At 68.6% G+C, this 15,614-nt stretch carries 15 protein-coding genes and 1 tRNA gene; 9 read left to right on the forward strand and 7 right to left on the reverse strand.

The annotated features are described in order from the left end of the window. Positions 1 to 196 precede the first annotated feature (196 nt). A complete protein-coding gene (locus TOK_RS31985; RefSeq protein WP_141566523.1) occupies positions 197 to 1,273 on the reverse strand; it encodes a hypothetical protein in 1,077 nt (358 codons plus the stop codon). Between the two features lie 611 nt (positions 1,274 to 1,884). On the opposite strand from TOK_RS31985, the gene TOK_RS35515 reads away from it, so the two are divergent. Beyond that, positions 1,885 to 2,316, forward strand: coding sequence for a DUF4145 domain-containing protein (locus TOK_RS35515; protein ID WP_374754928.1), 432 nt, complete (start codon positions 1,885 to 1,887; stop codon positions 2,314 to 2,316). 52 nt (positions 2,317 to 2,368) lie between these two features. Here the strand turns inward: TOK_RS35515 and TOK_RS23905 are convergent, their stop codons facing one another. Further along, the gene (locus tag TOK_RS23905) at positions 2,369 to 3,217 is read right to left on the reverse strand and encodes a protein phosphatase 2C domain-containing protein (protein WP_098960243.1); all 849 of its coding nucleotides are present in this window, start codon (positions 3,215 to 3,217) and stop codon (positions 2,369 to 2,371) included. Beyond that, positions 3,214 to 4,059 carry a sigma-70 family RNA polymerase sigma factor gene (locus tag TOK_RS23910; RefSeq protein WP_216362085.1) on the reverse strand — a complete coding sequence of 282 codons (846 nt, stop codon included), beginning with the start codon at positions 4,057 to 4,059 and terminating at the stop codon, positions 3,214 to 3,216. Before TOK_RS23910 ends, TOK_RS23905 begins: the two co-directional genes overlap by 4 nt. A 723-nt stretch (positions 4,060 to 4,782) precedes the next feature. On the opposite strand from TOK_RS23910, the gene TOK_RS23920 reads away from it, so the two are divergent. The 7 genes from TOK_RS23920 to TOK_RS23950 all read left to right on the forward strand — a co-directional run bounded on the left by TOK_RS23920 (position 4,783) and on the right by TOK_RS23950 (position 12,585). Beyond that, positions 4,783 to 5,085, forward strand: coding sequence for a hypothetical protein (locus tag TOK_RS23920; RefSeq protein ID WP_141566524.1), 303 nt, complete (start codon positions 4,783 to 4,785; stop codon positions 5,083 to 5,085). Positions 5,086 to 5,202: 117 nt separating this feature from the next. Then, on the forward strand, positions 5,203 to 6,135 hold the full coding sequence (locus TOK_RS23925; RefSeq protein WP_098960246.1) for an ABC transporter permease: 933 nt from the start codon (positions 5,203 to 5,205) through the stop codon (positions 6,133 to 6,135). Then, the gene (locus TOK_RS23930) at positions 6,132 to 8,447 is read left to right on the forward strand and encodes a zonular occludens toxin domain-containing protein (RefSeq protein WP_141566525.1); all 2,316 of its coding nucleotides are present in this window, start codon (positions 6,132 to 6,134) and stop codon (positions 8,445 to 8,447) included. Before TOK_RS23925 ends, TOK_RS23930 begins: the two co-directional genes overlap by 4 nt. A gap of 283 nt (positions 8,448 to 8,730) precedes the next feature. Beyond that, the gene (locus TOK_RS23935; protein WP_098960247.1) at positions 8,731 to 9,636 is read left to right on the forward strand and encodes a bifunctional DNA primase/polymerase; all 906 of its coding nucleotides are present in this window, start codon (positions 8,731 to 8,733) and stop codon (positions 9,634 to 9,636) included. Further along, positions 9,633 to 10,940: a DUF3631 domain-containing protein gene (locus TOK_RS23940; protein WP_141566526.1), complete on the forward strand. Its 1,308-nt coding sequence runs from the start codon at positions 9,633 to 9,635 to the stop codon at positions 10,938 to 10,940. The genes TOK_RS23935 and TOK_RS23940 overlap by 4 nt, the downstream gene beginning before the upstream one ends. Before the next feature lie 57 nt (positions 10,941 to 10,997). Then, the gene (locus TOK_RS23945) at positions 10,998 to 11,309 is read left to right on the forward strand and encodes a helix-turn-helix domain-containing protein (protein WP_098960248.1); all 312 of its coding nucleotides are present in this window, start codon (positions 10,998 to 11,000) and stop codon (positions 11,307 to 11,309) included. Further along, complete coding sequence (locus tag TOK_RS23950) at positions 11,299 to 12,585, forward strand: site-specific integrase (protein WP_098960249.1); 1,287 nt, start codon at positions 11,299 to 11,301, stop codon at positions 12,583 to 12,585. The genes TOK_RS23945 and TOK_RS23950 overlap by 11 nt, the downstream gene beginning before the upstream one ends. Positions 12,586 to 12,669: 84 nt before the next feature. On the opposite strand, the gene TOK_RS23955 is transcribed toward TOK_RS23950, so the two are convergent. The 4 genes from TOK_RS23955 to TOK_RS23970 form a co-directional block, all read right to left on the reverse strand. Next, positions 12,670 to 12,759, reverse strand: a tRNA-Ser gene (locus TOK_RS23955). Positions 12,760 to 12,769: 10 nt separating this feature from the next. Beyond that, positions 12,770 to 13,237, reverse strand: coding sequence for an NUDIX hydrolase (locus tag TOK_RS23960; RefSeq protein WP_253258599.1), 468 nt, complete (start codon positions 13,235 to 13,237; stop codon positions 12,770 to 12,772). A 25-nt stretch (positions 13,238 to 13,262) separates the two neighbouring features. Continuing rightward, complete coding sequence (locus TOK_RS23965) at positions 13,263 to 13,724, reverse strand: nucleoside deaminase (protein ID WP_098960251.1); 462 nt, start codon at positions 13,722 to 13,724, stop codon at positions 13,263 to 13,265. Between the two features lie 13 nt (positions 13,725 to 13,737). Then, entirely contained in the window at positions 13,738 to 14,250 is a 513-nt protein-coding gene (locus TOK_RS23970; protein ID WP_098960252.1) for a tRNA adenosine deaminase-associated protein, read from the reverse strand. Between the two features lie 114 nt (positions 14,251 to 14,364). Here TOK_RS23970 and TOK_RS23975 point away from each other — a divergent pair, with 114 nt between their 5' ends. Further along, on the forward strand, positions 14,365 to 15,585 hold the full coding sequence (locus tag TOK_RS23975; protein ID WP_098960253.1) for a M20 family metallopeptidase: 1,221 nt from the start codon (positions 14,365 to 14,367) through the stop codon (positions 15,583 to 15,585). Positions 15,586 to 15,614: the final 29 nt, after the last annotated feature.

Raw genomic sequence — 15,614 nt, forward strand, 5'->3', positions numbered from 1 at the left:
TCGGCGACCAACCGATCACAGACAACCAGGAGAGGCCATGGCCTTGACGTCATCCGTTGCGACACTCGACCGCATCGCCCTGACCGTGCGCGAATGCCACCACGATTGCAACCGCGTCCAGTCGCCCCGCAGACCAACGGCGGCGAGACGTCACAAACTAGGCTGGTCCGCCTGTGACGCGCACTCATCAGGAGATTCACTCGGGTGCAGCGCCACCATCCGATTCAGCGGATCCCAAGTATTCTGTCGCGAGGATCGCGTACTGCTCAAAGAGGCGGAATGCTTCGATCGCTGGAGCCTCGGCCCCGGGGACCATGCGGCCATGGATATTATTCCGAAATTGGTTGAGCTTCCTAAATGCTTCGACGTCGTCAGCTGCACTATTCGGACTAAGAAGTGCGGCAGCGAGAGCAAATCTGAATCTGATCGACCGATTGGGGTCATCGTTCGCAGTGTTCGGGGGCCATAGAAGGTCCCTGATAACCTCCTCACCCAGCGTCGCCGACTTGCCGAGGATGGTAGTGAAGTCCCCACGACCGGCGGTTGCGACCGCTGATATCAAGACCTCAAGTCCGATATAGCTCCACATGAACCGACGGAAGCTGTCGGACTCGTTGTACGCCGCGAGATGCCACATCCCGATCTGCCCTATGGCCTTATACTCGGCCAGCTTTGCGTCTTCTGTCAGATCAAACGGACTATTCGCAAATCGATCTGCTGCGTCAACCCATGTCGAGCGCGTGACAGTCGCTTTGGCCGTCCCTCTCATAGAGGACAACGGACAGGGCTCCATCTCGGCCATTGTGACGACATACCTGGGACACCCCGGATGGGTCGACCCGCTGTGTCGGTAGGGCGGGCCCATGGTTGTGCGAGCAATGCCGAACCCGAGCATTGCGGACGCTTCATCCCTGTACTTGACAGCAAGCGCATCCGCCGTGGCGTCCGGAATCCAAAAGTGTCGGGGCCTAAATTCGGCCAGATCCACGGGACATGGAATCTCACGCTGGGCGACAACTGAGATATACAACGAAGCCGGATCGATCCAATCTGGCGAGAGCTCAAATTGCTCAATCGCAGCGTCGATTTCAGCATCTCGATTTCGCATGTGCTCCGCAGCCGATATTCCTGGCGCACCTGAATTGCCAAATCGATAATCGAGAACGAAGCGTCCACCCTCGCTATTGAGGGCTATCATGTGGACTACGTCGGCTGGAATGGGACCGAACGTGACTGATATTCGCCAGGGCCCGGCCTGTGCCTCGCGCCTCATGGAAGGAGGGGCACCATCGGCAGGGTAACGATCGTCCGAACGTAAGACCTGAATCGCGAGAAGTTCAGCCGTCGGTGGGCGGCCTGTCGTAGTCACGATTGCCTAGAGTAGGGCCACAACCAACGGAGGCGCCGGCTGGCCCTACAACGGGCTTCCTGCCCTCCGCCGGCCGAGCTGCACGAACGCGCCCAGAGGATCGCCTGGCCGAACACCCGCAGGGCACGCTGCAGAATGGGGCACCCTCTGCGAGGACTCGACGGCGGGCAAATGGAAATAGCAAAGAATGCGTTAGGGAGATGATGAGTAAATCGAGCCCAGATGCGGACCGCTACCCGGCTCTTCACAAGCGGCGCTTCATCTGTCCAAGTTGCAACGCTTTCGCGCAGCAAGACTGGGCGATGCTGGTCATCCCTGGAGAAGACGGCGCCTGGGAGTATCTGGAGGCACATACCGTGCACCCCACCGAATCTGATTCCGAATTCGGAGCTCCTTCGCATGTTGTAAGCCGCTGGAATGGAGCAGCATGCGGAAGCTGCGAAGACTGGTCGATCTGGCGAGACGAATCGATGGTCTATCCAAGAGCGCGCCTCGGCGCCCCTCCACACCGAGACATGCCGAAAAGCGCACGCGAACTCTATGAGGAGGCTGCAGCAGTTGCTGTTGTCTCACGACGCGCGGGAGCAGCCATGGCCCGTGCAGCTCTTGAACGCCTTATTAAGGAGATTGACGTTAGTGCCCCACCAAGGGCGAATCTAGAATCACGAATCGCTCGCCTGAAAGATCGAGTCAGTACGCCTCTCGGCCAGCTTCTTGATGTGGTTCGAGTTTCCGGCAACGGAGCTCTCCATCAGAGTGAGAACACAAGTGACATCGTCGTGCTAGCACTGGATGACCGAGATGGCCCAGCTGTACTTGGCGTTCTCCTACAAACAGCGAACGACCTCGTTGAAGAACTCATTACGCGCCCGCAGGTGGCGGGAAATCTATGGGAAAAGCTTCCTGAGTCAATCCGAACTCGATCACAGCGCCATGGAGACAGTTAGCGAATCCATACGCCTAAGCACGCATTCACACTGCACCAACGTATTCCGTGGTTTAGCTAATCGATAGAACCGCTGCCGTGGCGTCATCAGACATCTTGTAGCGGGGCCACCGCTTGCCCACGGGATCGTTCATTTCAAGCTCTCTTACCTGAGCCAGGATAGCGTCCGGACCATCGGACGAGAGCCGAGAAAGTAGGCCCGCCCACGTCGCTTTACCAAATAGGTCGACGAGCCGAGAGACGCCGTCCGTAACCGCGGCGATGCTATCCCCTGGCCGAAGAACGAGCTGACCCGAAATTGCCTCATCCGCGACATTGGGGTCGGCACCCGCTACCCAGTAGCCGTGCGAGCTGTTGCGCAATGGCTTCTGAATCGAAATAAGCTCTGCAATTGCCGCATCGTGCTCGGGAGTGCCGATCTGGGCCCTGAGCACAGCTTCCTTTTGCTCCTTGGCTACAGCCTCGACACGCTCGTCAGTGAGAACGGTCGCCTCGCCATTAGGACCACCGATTATGATAGCGGCGTCGGCAAGGACAAGGTACTCGACTCGATCACCTGTCGAAGCGATCCGCACGACGGCAACAGTTGCGGTAGGCGCGTTCGGGCTTAGAACGTCGCAGGTCTCAGAGTGAAGTTCGACGACTGCTGAGATTGCCTCACGCAAGCACAGCGCCAGCGACTTCGTCTCATTAGCACAGAAGGCGAGGAGGCGCGCTCCTAGCTGAGCAACGAACCACGGCGTCCCGTGCACACAGGCGGCCCCGGTTCCCTCCGCCTGGGCAGGTCCGGGACCAGAGCTAAGTCCGTCCAGGACAACGACCGCCGACGCCGACATGCCGACCCAATCCTCGTTCGGCTTGTCGGAACTTCCTTGCGCTGTTGCAAAACGACCGCTAATCATGACTCACCAAAGTAGATGGGGCCGACTCGAGCGCTACCCGTGATGTTTAGAGTTGCAGAATCGAAATCGCATCGAATCACGGTCGAGAAGCGTTTCGTCTTTGCTTCCGAGTAGAGCTCTGACATATTCTTTTCAAGAAAGTGGACAACACCAGGGGCGCCGACGGCGTGGATTCCTGCGATGTATAGAAAGCTTCCCTTACCGTCAAGCCTCGGAAGTCGCCCAAGGTACGCGTAGTCAGAATTTTCACCAGAGTCCATCGGTGAGCGGTAAGTAATCTGAGCGGTGTTGTCCGCTAGATACCATCCGTCGTTATCCCGTCCGAAGCCGATATGAGTGTCGGATTCGAGAACCTGGGCAATCAGAGGCGAGAGACGCGGACCGCAGACGACCACGAGATTGTCTCGGTTGAGATTGATCATCCCCGGGGGCTCGATGACCTCGTATTCGGTTTCGAGCCCCACGTCACGAGCCAGGGCCTGCAGCCGGTCGTACGCCTGCATGTCCTCCTGAGCCAGCACACGGCCCGACCCGCGCTTGTCGTGCTCCGCCTTGCCGCCAAGCGCGATCGTGAGCTTCCCCGTGCCGAGGAATCGCCGGTCCACGCGCGGACCCGACGTCAAGAGCTGTCCGACACGCGCGCGGGTCATCCCCAAGAGCCCGGCCACCTGCGTCTGGCTCTGACCGGCCGAGATCAGCTCCTCGACCGCCTCCCGGCGGATGCGTGACGCCTCCCCCACTGCCGACTGGAGGTCGGTGACAAGCCTGCTAGCCCTGCGTGCCCGCTCTTCGGCATTAGGCAGCTCATGCAGCGCACGAAGCTCCCCTGTCAGGTCGTCCACTGTCGCGGCCTCGCTCTCGGTTGTGCCGTCGAAGGCAAGGTAAGCCCCCTTGCTTCGACTGTAGATCGAAAGAGGGGGTTGCGCTCCGCAAGGGGGGTTGCGTAACTTCTCGTCTTGCAAGGCCCCTTGCGAGATGACGCAAGGGGGGTCGCCGAAGCAGGAGGGGCCCGATGCGGACCTACGCACCGGACGGTCTGACCGAGACCGCTATCGACGCACTGTTGGCCGAGGTGGACGCGGAAGTTCGCCCCCAACGGCGGGCGACTTCGCCGTACTCGGGCAGGCGGCCAGACCGACCGATCCGACTCCGCGCCCTCGACGTCGAGGACGACTCCCCGGTCGTGGCGCAGGTTGACATCGTCGCCGCTTGACGCAATCCCTCTTGCCACCTCGCCCGAGGCAGCGACTTGACCACGAACCAGGAGGACACGCCATGTTCCAGACCCGGAGGACTCGCAAGACCATCGAGGCCGGCGCCCCGCACGGTGACAGTCAGTGCCGTTGGTGTGGCCGCCGTAGCTGGAAGCGCACCGGTGTGTGCGCCCAGCCGTCGTGTGTGAACGCGGCGTTCTTCGCCGAGCACGGGGAGGGCTGACCGGTGCAGGTACGAGGACGCTGCCAGGGCTGCGGGCAGCCCATCGAGCTGCCCACCGGCGGGGCGGCGCCGCTGCTGTGCGGGCGCGGCCGGTGCCGATCGGTGTCGCGGTCGAAGGGGGCCGCGTGATGACCCGCGCCGACATCGCGACCAACCCGCGCACCATCGCCCGCCGCGCCACCGCCGCCTCGCGGGAACGGCGGGCGGACAAGGTGACACCGGGGTGGTGGGTGTTCTCCCACGGACCGAGCCTCGTCGGTTCCTGGACCGAGGTCATCACCACGACCCGGTACCGCGACGGGAACCGGCCGATGGTCCGTATGACGGTGACCGACCCGGGCACCGGGCGCAGCGCGACCGTCGAGACCCCGGCCGGATCGCCGGCCTGGTCACTCACCCCGGCCGAGGCACGCCGCGCCGGCTTGGCCTGACCCCGCCCCTGGCCCGGCGGATCGACTTGGCGGAAGAGCGCCGGGCCAGGGGCCTTGACCCCCATCCACCGCACCGGGACCCGCACAGCGGGCCGGACGGTCTGAAGGAGGACCCGAATGCTAGGCACCACCAGCACCGAGCAACACCCGCCCCACCCACGCACCGACGAACAGGGAAGCGCCTACCCGGTCGACATCGCCACGCTGACCGAGCGGGTCCGCGCGTTCGCGAACGAACTGGGCACACTGCCCACTCAGAACCGGATCATGACCGAGTTCCGGGTCGGCCGGCCGAAAGCAGCCGCAGTCCTGGCCACGCTCGTCGCGACCGATGCCGGGCCGAGCGCACTCGACAGGGTCGCGGGGCAGGCCGACGGACCGAGCGCGGCCGCCGTCCGGCATCTGCACAGCGTCACCGACGACCTCACCGACGACCAGCAACACCCGGAATCGCCGCAGGCCACACCGGACGCGGACGCACCGGACGCGTCGGCCGCGACCTCGGACGCACCGCCTGTCGCGACGCTCGATGTCGAGGCTGCTCCGGCGCCTGTCGAGCCCCCGGCCGAGACACCGGCCCGGCGGTCGCGCGGTCGGGTGCGGGCGTGGCCGTTGGTCCTGATTGCCGCGGGTGCGTTCGTGGCGATCTGGGGCGGCTGGGTCGGGCTCGGGGAGCTGGCCGGGTTCGGCCCGATCCGGCTCCTACCCGGGATCGCTGATCACTGGGTCATCAACTCCGCGATCACCCTCCCGCTCGGTGTCGAGGCCTACGCCGCCTACGCGCTACGGGTCTGGCTGGCCGCCGGCACCCGCTCACGGCGGGCGCGGCTGTTCGCCGCCCGCTCCGCGGTCGGCGCGCTCGTGCTCGGCGCGCTCGGGCAGGTCGCCTACCACGTCATGACCGCTGCCGAGGTCACCACGGCGCCGTGGTGGATCACCACGTTCGTCTCGGTGCTCCCGGTGGTCGTCCTGGGCTGCGGCGCCGCCCTGACCCACCTGCTCCACGACCACGACCACGACGGTTCCGACGACCGGGAGGCCCGGCGATGAGCACGACAACTTTCGGCGACGACCCGACCCCGGGCGACCGGGGCGCCGAGCACGACAACGTGATCCGCTTCCGCCGCCCGGCGAGGCTGGCCGAGCCGGACACCGACACCGCCGAGGCGCTCCCCGACGTCGTCGACAGCGAGATCGTCGACGACACGGCCCAGGACCAGGCCAACGGCCAGACGCTCGACATCCCCCCGGCTGGGGACCGCCTGCCGGTGCTGCGCCGGGCCGGGCGGACCGCCGCCCGCGGCACGGTCCAGGTGATCACCACTGCTCGCGTCGTCGCCACCCACCATCACACCCGCACGGCGGGGAAGGCGTTGGGCCGCAACCTCTGGTACCCGATCGCCGGGGTGGGGATCGCCGCTGCCCGCTGGCGCGACGCCCACGGCGCGAACCGGTACGAGCGGATGATGCGCGCCGCCGAGATCGCCGGGGACCGCGAGGCGCTGTTGGAGTGGGAGGCCCGCGACGCCGCCGAGAAGGCCCGCCGCCACGCCCGGGTCATGGACTGGATCACCTCCCCACTCGTGCTCGTGAAGGCGTTCGCCGTCGCCACCGTCTCGTTCACGCTGCTGCTCCTGGGCCTGGGCGTGATCCTGGCCGTCGCGGACTCCGACGTCTCGCAGGTGCTCGCGCCGATCGTCGGCGTGATCGACCTCGTGCGGTGGGTTGCGTGGTTCCTCACCGCGTACGGGGCGTTCCTGCTGCTCACCGGCACCGCGGGCGCACTCGCCTGGCTGTGGGCACTCGGCAGGAAGCACACCGAGCCCCCGGCATGGATCGCCCCCGTGGTCACCGAGGACGGCCTGGCCCGGGACCTGGTCCCCGATGAAGGCGCGATCATGGCTGCGCTGCGCAACCTCAACCTCCCGCCCCTGACCCGCAAGCTCAAAGAGGGCTGGACGCCTCGCTGGGTGCTGGGGACCGGCCGGGACGGGCGGGGGTGGCGCACGCAGCTCGAGCTTCCGCCCGGCGTGACCGTCGAGATGATCAACGACCGCAAGACCGTGCTCGCGCACAACCTGGTCCGGCTGCCCGTCGAGGTCTGGCCCACCGAGCCGAAGAACCTGCCCGGCGTCCTGGACCTGTGGGTGGCCGACCAGGGCCTGCTCACGGGTCCGGTGGACCCGTACCCACTGCTGGGCGAGGGCTCCACCGACTACTTCCGCGGGGTGCCGGTCGGGATCGACCAGCGCGGCGACACCGTCGTCGGAAAGCTCATGGCCGCCAACTATGCCGCCGCCGGGATCATGGGCTCGGGCAAGACCTCACTGGTGATCAACCTGCTGTGCGGGGCCATCCTGGACCCGCTCGTCGAGGTCGACGTGTACTGCATGGCGTTCAACGTCGACTACGACCCGCTCCGCCCCCGGCTGCGCACGCTGGTCAAGGGCGACGAGGACGAACACATCACCGCCGCGATCGACGCTCTCCGGGACCTGCGGTCGGAGGTGACCGCGCGGGGCAAGATTTTGGCCGAGCTCGGCGGGGACGAGACCAAGCTGACCCGCGAGATCGCCGAACGCGACACCCGCATGCGGCCCCGCGTCGTGGTGTTCGACGAGTGCCAGGAACTGTTCCGTCACGAGCAGTTCGGCGAGGAGGCCAAGCAGCTCGCGATCAAGGTGATGATGAAGGCCCGCAAGTGCGGCATCACCCTCCTGTTCGTCACCCCCGCCCCCTCCGCCGACTCCCTGCCCCGCGACCTCGCCAAGACCGTGAGCCATCGGGTGTGCTTCGCGATCGGTGACCACCAAGGCAACGACGCCATCCTCGGCACCGGCGCCCACCGCCAGGGCATCACCGCCACCCACCTGGTGCCCGGTGAGGACGTCGGCACCGCGATGGCGTCGGGGTTCGGCCCGCGGCCGGGACTGCTGCGCACGTTCCACATCCGCCGGGACAAGACGGTGGACCAGCTCTCGCCAATCGTCGCCCGCGCCCTCGCGCTGCGGGACAAGGCCGGGATCACCGACACCCCGGCCGCCCCTGTCGAGCCCGTGGCGGTGCTCGATCCGCTGGCCGACATCGCCGACGTCCTCGCCGGCCACAAGCGGCTCCGCACGCAGGAAGTCCTGTCGCTGCTGGCCGCCCGCAACCGCCCGGCCTACGGGACGTGGACGTTCGAGCGGCTCGCCGCCGAGCTGCCCGACGGCGCCAAGCCCTACAAGTCCGGCGGGGTCATGGTCATCGCCACCGACCGGGTCGCCGAGGCCGTCGCCGACCGCCTCCTCGACGCCAACCCCGACCCCACCGCGGGCACGGACGGTGACGGCGAAGCCGGCCACGGCGACGCCGCGGGCTAGGGGAGGTCACGGGGAGTCGGGGAGTTCTCCCTTACCGCCTCCCCGGCCCTGTCTCCCCGACTTGATCAGCAACAACAGGGCTTGGGGAGGCCGGGGACCCACCCCGCCTGACCTGCCACAACCCACGAAAACAGGGATCGAGCCACCTACCGATGACTCCCTCCCTCCCTTCCGCATGCCCACTGTCGACTACCGAGCGTGAGTAGTCGGTGACGACGAGGACGGACCCGATGACCACACCCACCGTGCACACCTCGCCCGCTCAACGGGCCCGCATCGCGGGCTGGACGACCTCGCCGCCCGCGGCTGGGCCCTGTTCCCGGTCCTGCCCGGCCGCAAGCAACCCGCGATCCGCTCATGGGAGCAGCGCGCCAGCACCGACCCGGACCGCATCGCGCGGTTCTTCGCCGCCCACCCCGACCACAACGCCGGGATCGCCGCCGGGCCCTCGGGGCTGCTGGTCGTCGACTGCGACACCCCCAAGCCCGGCCAGACCGACACCGACGCCGGTCGTGATGGCTGGGACGTCCTGCACGCCATGGCCGCCGCCCGCGGAGGTCTCACGACCACGTGGACGGTGACCACACCCTCGGGCGGGCGTCACCTGTACTTCCGTGGCCCCGTCCCCGCGGCGGGTCGGCCCGCGTTGGGCAACACCAGCAAGATGCTCGGACCGATGCTCGACACCCGCGGGGCGGGTGGGCAGGTCCTCGCGCCGGGTAGCCGTCTCCCGAACGGCGGCTACGAACTCGTCGACGACACCGACCCCGCCCTGCTACCCGGATGGATCACCTGGCGCCTGTCGGTCCGGCAGCCCACGTCCACCTCAACGCCGCCTGTGCGGTCCTCTGCGCCGGTCGGGGACCGGTCTGTCTACGTGGCCGCCATCGTGCGCGCTGAGCTGGCACGGGTCGCCTCAGCCGGGCGGGGCGGGCACAACGCCGCGGTGTTCACCGCTGCCCGCGCGCTCGGACAACTCGTCGGCGCCGGGGTCCTCGACCACGGAGCGGCCGAGACCGACCTGACCCGCGCCGCCGGCCACATCGTCACCGGCCCGTGCGACTGCACCGCAGGCGACATCACCGCCTCGATCACCTCGGGCCTGGCCCACGGGATGCGCCGGCCCCGACGGCTCCCACCCCCTGTCGAGCCCGTCATCCGTTCCGCCCACCGCAAGGAGTCCGCGTGAACACCCCGACCGATCACACCGACCCGAGTCCCGGCGCCGACGGCGCCGCCCTGCTCGACAGGGTGCGGGCCGCGCTGGGCCGGTACGTGATCCTGCCGTCCGAGGCCGCCGCCACCGGCGTCACGCTGTGGATCGCCGCGACCCACGCCCAACCCGCATGGGCCCACGCCCCACGACTGGTCATCCGCGGCCCGGAGAAGCGATGCGGCAAGTCCCGGCTGCTCGACGTCGTCGAGGCCCTGGCCTGGGCACCACTCATCACGGTCAACAGCTCACCGGCGGCGGTGTATCGGTCGATCACCGCCGACCCGCCCACGCTGCTGGTCGACGAGGCGGACACGATCTTCGGTCCGAAGGCCGACGGCAACGAGGACCTGCGCGGCTTGTTGAACGCCGGGCATCAACGCAACCGGCCCGCGATCCGCTACGACGCCGCCGCCAACCGGGTCGAGAAGATCCCCACCTTCGCCATGGCCGCTCTGGCCGGGATCGGGGCCATGCCCGACACCATCGAGGACCGGGCCGTGATCGTCCGAATGCGTCGGCGCGCCGACGGCGAAACCGTCTCCCCGTACCGACACCGCCGTGACCGGCCCGCCCTTCGCCGCCTGGCCGAGGAACTGCACATCTGGCTCCGCGGCGACCTCGCCGAGCTCGAACAGGCCGAGCCGGCCATGCCCGTAGAGGACCGCGCCGCCGACACCTGGGAGCCCCTGATCGCCGTCGCCGATCACGCGGGCGGGCACTGGCCCGACCACGCCCGCGCCGCCGTCCTCGCACTCCAGACCGAGACCGCCGACAACGGCGAGACGTCCGACCGCACCCGGCTCCTGGCCGACTGCCACGCCGCGTTCGCCGACCTTGACGCGATTCCGTCGACCCTGCTCCTCCAACGGCTCAGGTCCGACCCCGAAGCACCGTGGATCGACTACGGCCACAACGGCTTGACCCCGCGGAAGCTCGGCATCCTGCTCCACGAGTACGGCATCCGGTCGGCCAACATCCGCTTCACCGAGGGCCAGGCCAAAGGCTTCCAGCGCGCCGACTTCGACGACGCCTGGCGCCGCTACACCCCTGAACTCCTCAGTACCGAGGGGGTGACCCGTCCCACCCGTCCCAACCTCATCACCGCAGGTCAGCGCGGGACGGAAGAGAGCCCCGGGACGGGTCAACCCGTCCCACGTCCCGACGCTGGGACGGAACGACCCGTCCCACCCGGTCAACCCGTCCCAGGGCTGACCTGCGACGGGACGCTTGGGACGGGTGGGACGGGTCATCCCCCGCTCCGACTCGTCGAGGGCTGACCGGTGCGGCCGAGCGGCCGACCACGAACCAACCGACATCTGACCTCGGGGGACCAGATGAACCACCACGACCGCGCCGCCCAGATCGGCCGGCTCATCGCCGAACTCACCACCTTGATGAGCGACCCGCGACCCACCCGCGTCGAGCCCACGCCGACCGCAACTCAGCGGGTTCTCTTCACCGTCGCAGAGGCCGCCGAACAGCTCGGCATCGGCAAGACCACGGCCTACTCGTTCGTGTCGTCCGGCGAGCTGGAGTCCGTGCAGATCGGCCGCCTCCGACGTATCCACGCGGACGCCATCGCGGCGTTCGCCGCACGACTTGTCTCCACGAACCGATCCGTCCCGGGGGCCGACAATGCCGCGTGAGAAGAAGACCAGGACCGCGAATGGGCGATCGAGCATCTACCTCAGCAAGTCGGATGGCTCATGGCACGGCTATGTAACCGTCGGGGTCAAGGACAACGGCCGAATCGACCGGCGCCACGTCCGCGGGAAGACCAAGGCCGAGGTCACCAAGAAGGTCAATGCGCTCGAACGCGCCCGCGACGAGGGCAAGGTCCGCAAGCCCGGCCAGTCCTGGACCGTCGAACAGTGGCTCAACCACTGGCTCGATACCGTCGTGGCGCCACCGGCCATCACCGAGAACGCACACGCGGCCTACGACGTCGCCGTCCGTGTGCACCTCGTTCCCGGGATCGGCGCCCACCGAATCGACCGGCTTGAACCCGAACACCTCGAACGCCTCTATCGGAAGATGGTCAACAACGGGGCCAAGCCTGGGCGTGCTCACCAGGTCCACCGCACGATTCGCGCGGCACTGAACGAGGCACTGCGCCGCAAGCACATCACCGAGAATCCGGCCGTGATCGCCCGCGCACCGAGGCCGGATGACGAGGAAGTGGAGCCGTGCACTGTCGAGGAGGTACAGCAGATCCTCGCGGCCGCGAACGAGGGTCGGAACAGCGCCAGGTGGGCGGTCGCCCTGGCACTCGGACTCCGCCAGGGGGAAGCACTCGGGCTGCAATGGGCCGACGTGAATCTCGACGCCGGAACACTCGTCGTCATGCGGAGCCGGTTGCGCCCGAAGTGGCGGCACGGTTGCACGTCCCCGTGCGGGCGCAAGTTCGGGGGGCACTGCCCGGACCGGCTTCCGCTGCGCGACGAGACGTCCTCGACGAAGTCACGGGCGGGCCGGCGCGGAATGGGGCTTCCCGATCCATTGATCGACCTGTTGAAGACTCATCGCAAGCAGCAGGAACGCGAACGAGACACGGCCTGTGATCTCTGGCAGGAATCGGGCTACGTGTTCACCACGCCGCTGGGACTGCCGCTGAATCCGCGGACCGACTACACGGAATGGAAGCGGCTGCTCGTCAAGGCCGGAGTCGCAGAACGCCGATTGCACGATGCCCGGCACACGGCCGCAACCGTGCTCCTCCTGCTCGGCGTCCCCGAGCGCGCGGTCATGTCGGTCATGGGCTGGTCCAGCACCGCGATGACGGCCCGCTACCAACACGTCGTGGCGTCCGTGCGACGCGACGTCGCGATTCAGGTCGGCGGACTCCTCTGGAAGCCACCGGCTGCACCGGCCCCGGCTCCCGCGCCTGACGGGGAGGACGAAGGGCCACCGACGGCCGCGTAGCGGGCCATTTGCCACCACGAATGCCACCAGACGACGAACGCCGGGTCCTCCCTTATCGGGAGGCCCGGCGTCTGCCCTGCTAGATGGCGGTAGCGGTGGGATTTGAACCCACGGAGGAGTTGCCCCCTCACACGCTTTCGAGGCGTGCTCCTTCGGCCGCTCGGACACGCTACCGCCGACGAGCTTACCCGGCCCCCTCCGCGGCCCCGGCGCCGGGGAGGACCCCCTGCGCTGCACGCCAGGCGGCCAACCCGATCTTGACGAGGCTGACCTGCTCGATGCCGTCGAGGGCGGCGAGGGGCGTCCAGGCCGCCGCGTCGCTGGAGCCGCCGACCTCGTCGCGCAGCGTCCCGCCGACGACGGTCCCGGAGTAGATGATGCGGATCGCGTGATGATCCATCTCGTCACCGGTGACGTGGTCGCGGACGAGATGGATGGAGTCGACGGTGAGCAGGTCGTCGACGCGAACCTCGAGGCCGGTCTCCTCCTCCGCTTCGCGCACGGCGGTGTCGACGGGGTGCTCGCCGTGTTCGATGCCGCCACCGGGCAGCGTCCATCGCGACCCCAGCCGGGGTGTCAGCCTGCTGAGCAGCACCTGCCCGTCGTCGACGCAGACGATGTACGCAGCGGTTCGCTGCACGCGGGAGGGCACACCGGGACCCTATCGGCGGCCCGCCTCAGCGCCGCTCGGTGAAGAAGTCCCGGACGAGCGCCGCGCACTCGTCGGCCAGCACCCCACCGACGACCTCGGGGCGGTGGTTGAGCCGCCGGTCGCGCAGGACGTCCCACAACGACCCGACGGCGCCCGTCCGCGGCTCCCATGCCCCGAACACCACGCGCGGCACCCGGGCCAGCCAGATCGCGCCGGCGCACATGGTGCAGGGCTCCAGCGTGACGACGAGGGTGCAGCCCTCCAGCCGCCACTCCCCGACGGCCGCGGCGGCGGCTCGCAGGGCGAGGACCTCGGCATGGGCGGTGGGGTCGCCCAGGGCCTCGCGGGCGTTGCAGGCCGCGGCGACCTCGGCACCGGAGGAGTCGACGACGATCGCGCCGATCGGCACGTCGCCGGTCGCGAGCGCGCCACGGGCGACGTCGAGGGCGCGCCGGACGAGCAGCTCGTCGGTGTGCACGGGGATCACGGGACGTGCAGGGTCAGCGTGCGTCCACGATCTCGGCGAGCGCGTCGCCGAACCCGCAGCGGCGGGCGATGGCGGCGAGCTGCTCGTCGGGGTAGAGCTCGAGCTCCCCGACGAGGACCTCCAGCTCGTCGGCGGGCAGCCCCAGATCGGAGAGGATGCCGAGGTCGCCCTCGGGCCACAGCCCGTCCTCGCCCTCGGCGGGCAGGTCGACGCGCAGGAGGTCGAGGACGTCCGCGGCGATGTCGTAGTCGAGCGCGGCGACGGCGTCGGACACCAGGAGCGACACGCCGCCGGGCGAGGGACGCACGAGGACGAAGAACTCGTCGTCGACGTCGAGCAGGCCGACGACGGCGCCGGTGGACCGCAGGGCGCGCAGCTCGGTGATGGCGGCGTCGAGGTCGACGAGTGTGGCGGCGTCGAGCCGGGCGCAGCGCCACCGGCCCTCCTCGCGGATCGCGGCGACCGCGTAACCGGGCAGGGCTGTGTCGCGCGTGTCGTCGCGCGACTGAACGCTCTGCACCGGCATACGTCTACGGTAAGCCTGTCACCCTGTGTGGTCCACGCCACAGCCATATCTTCGCCGTTCCGTCACCCGGTGGAAGTGCACCCGATCAGGTCCCGGCAGTGCGAGGATCGGCGCATGTCCCCGCTCGACGCCCGTCTCGCGGCCCTGCACCGGCGTGCCCGGGCGGTCCAGCCGCGGACCGTCGCGCTGCGCCGGGCGGTGCACCGGCGGCCCGAGATCGGGCTGCGGCTGCCGAAGACGCAGGAGGCGGTGCTGGGCGCGCTGGCCGACCTCCCGGTGCGGGTGCACCTGGGCCGGGAGGTGTCGTCGGTCGTCGCCGTCCTGGAGGGTGCGCTGCCGGGGCCGACGGTGCTGCTGCGCGGCGACATGGACGCGTTGCCGCTGCACGAGGACTCGGGCGTGAAGTTCTCGTCGACGATCGACGGTGCGATGCACGCGTGCGGGCACGACGTGCACGTCGCGATGCTGGCCTCGGCGGCGCGGCTGCTCGCCGGGTCGCGCGACGAGCTGGCGGGCCGGGTGCTGTTCATGTTCCAGCCCGGCGAGGAGGGTTTCCACGGCGCCCGGCACATGATCGACGAGGGGCTGCTGGGGCCGGGTGGCCCGGCGGGGATGCCGGAGTCGGCGTTCGCGCTGCACGTGAGCGCGACGGTGCCCAGCGGTGACGTCCACACCAGGCCGGGGCCGATCATGGCGGCGGCCGACACCCTGCACGTGACGGTCACGGGGCGTGGCGGGCACGCGTCGGCTCCGCACGACGCCATCGATCCGGTTCCGGCGGCGGCGGCGATGGTGGGGGCGTTGCAGACGATGCTGACCCGCCGCGTCGACACCCACCAGCCGGCGGTGCTGACGATCGCCCGGATCGCGGCGGGCACGACGAACAACGTCATCCCGGAGACGGCCGAGATGGAGGGCACGCTGCGGACGATGGCCGAGCCGGTCCGCCGCATGCTGCACGAGGAGATCCACCGGGTGTGCCGGTACACGGCGCTGGCCCACGGCTGCGAGGCGGAGATCCGGATCGGGTCCGGGTACCCGGTGACGTCGAACGACCGGCAGGCGGCGGAGCAGGTGGCCGACCTGGGCAGACGGCTGGTGGGGCCGCGGCGGACCGTCGAGATGCCCGATCCGATCATGGGTGCCGAGGACTTCTCCTACGTGCTGCGCGAGGTGCCGGGAGCGCTGGCGTTCCTGGGTGCCTGCCCGCCGGGGGTCGACCCGTGCGAGGCGGCGTCGAACCACTCCAACCGCGTCGTGTTCGACGAGGCGGCGATGTCCACCGGCGTCGCGCTGTACGCGGGACTGGCCATGGAGGCGCTCGCGCCCGCGTGACCTGGGCTACCCGTTCTCGGGTCCGGCAC

This window comes from Pseudonocardia sp. N23 (assembly GCF_002583555.1).
Lineage (GTDB): Bacteria > Actinomycetota > Actinomycetes > Mycobacteriales > Pseudonocardiaceae > Pseudonocardia.

Excerpts from the sequence above, each read along its gene's own strand:
- TOK_RS31985 (WP_141566523.1), bottom strand. The coding sequence starts at position 1,273 with ATGAGGCGCGAGGCACAGGCCGGGCCCTGGCGAATATCAGTCACGTTC.
- TOK_RS35515 (WP_374754928.1), top strand. The coding sequence starts at position 1,885 with ATGCCGAAAAGCGCACGCGAACTCTATGAGGAGGCTGCAGCAGTTGCT.
- TOK_RS23905 (WP_098960243.1), bottom strand. The coding sequence starts at position 3,217 with ATGATTAGCGGTCGTTTTGCAACAGCGCAAGGAAGTTCCGACAAGCCG.
- TOK_RS23920 (WP_141566524.1), top strand. The coding sequence starts at position 4,783 with ATGACCCGCGCCGACATCGCGACCAACCCGCGCACCATCGCCCGCCGC.
- TOK_RS23925 (WP_098960246.1), top strand. The coding sequence starts at position 5,203 with ATGCTAGGCACCACCAGCACCGAGCAACACCCGCCCCACCCACGCACC.
- TOK_RS23930 (WP_141566525.1), top strand. The coding sequence starts at position 6,132 with ATGAGCACGACAACTTTCGGCGACGACCCGACCCCGGGCGACCGGGGC.
- TOK_RS23945 (WP_098960248.1), top strand. The coding sequence starts at position 10,998 with ATGAACCACCACGACCGCGCCGCCCAGATCGGCCGGCTCATCGCCGAA.
- TOK_RS23950 (WP_098960249.1), top strand. The coding sequence starts at position 11,299 with ATGCCGCGTGAGAAGAAGACCAGGACCGCGAATGGGCGATCGAGCATC.
- TOK_RS23970 (WP_098960252.1), bottom strand. The coding sequence starts at position 14,250 with ATGCCGGTGCAGAGCGTTCAGTCGCGCGACGACACGCGCGACACAGCC.
- TOK_RS23975 (WP_098960253.1), top strand. The coding sequence starts at position 14,365 with ATGTCCCCGCTCGACGCCCGTCTCGCGGCCCTGCACCGGCGTGCCCGG.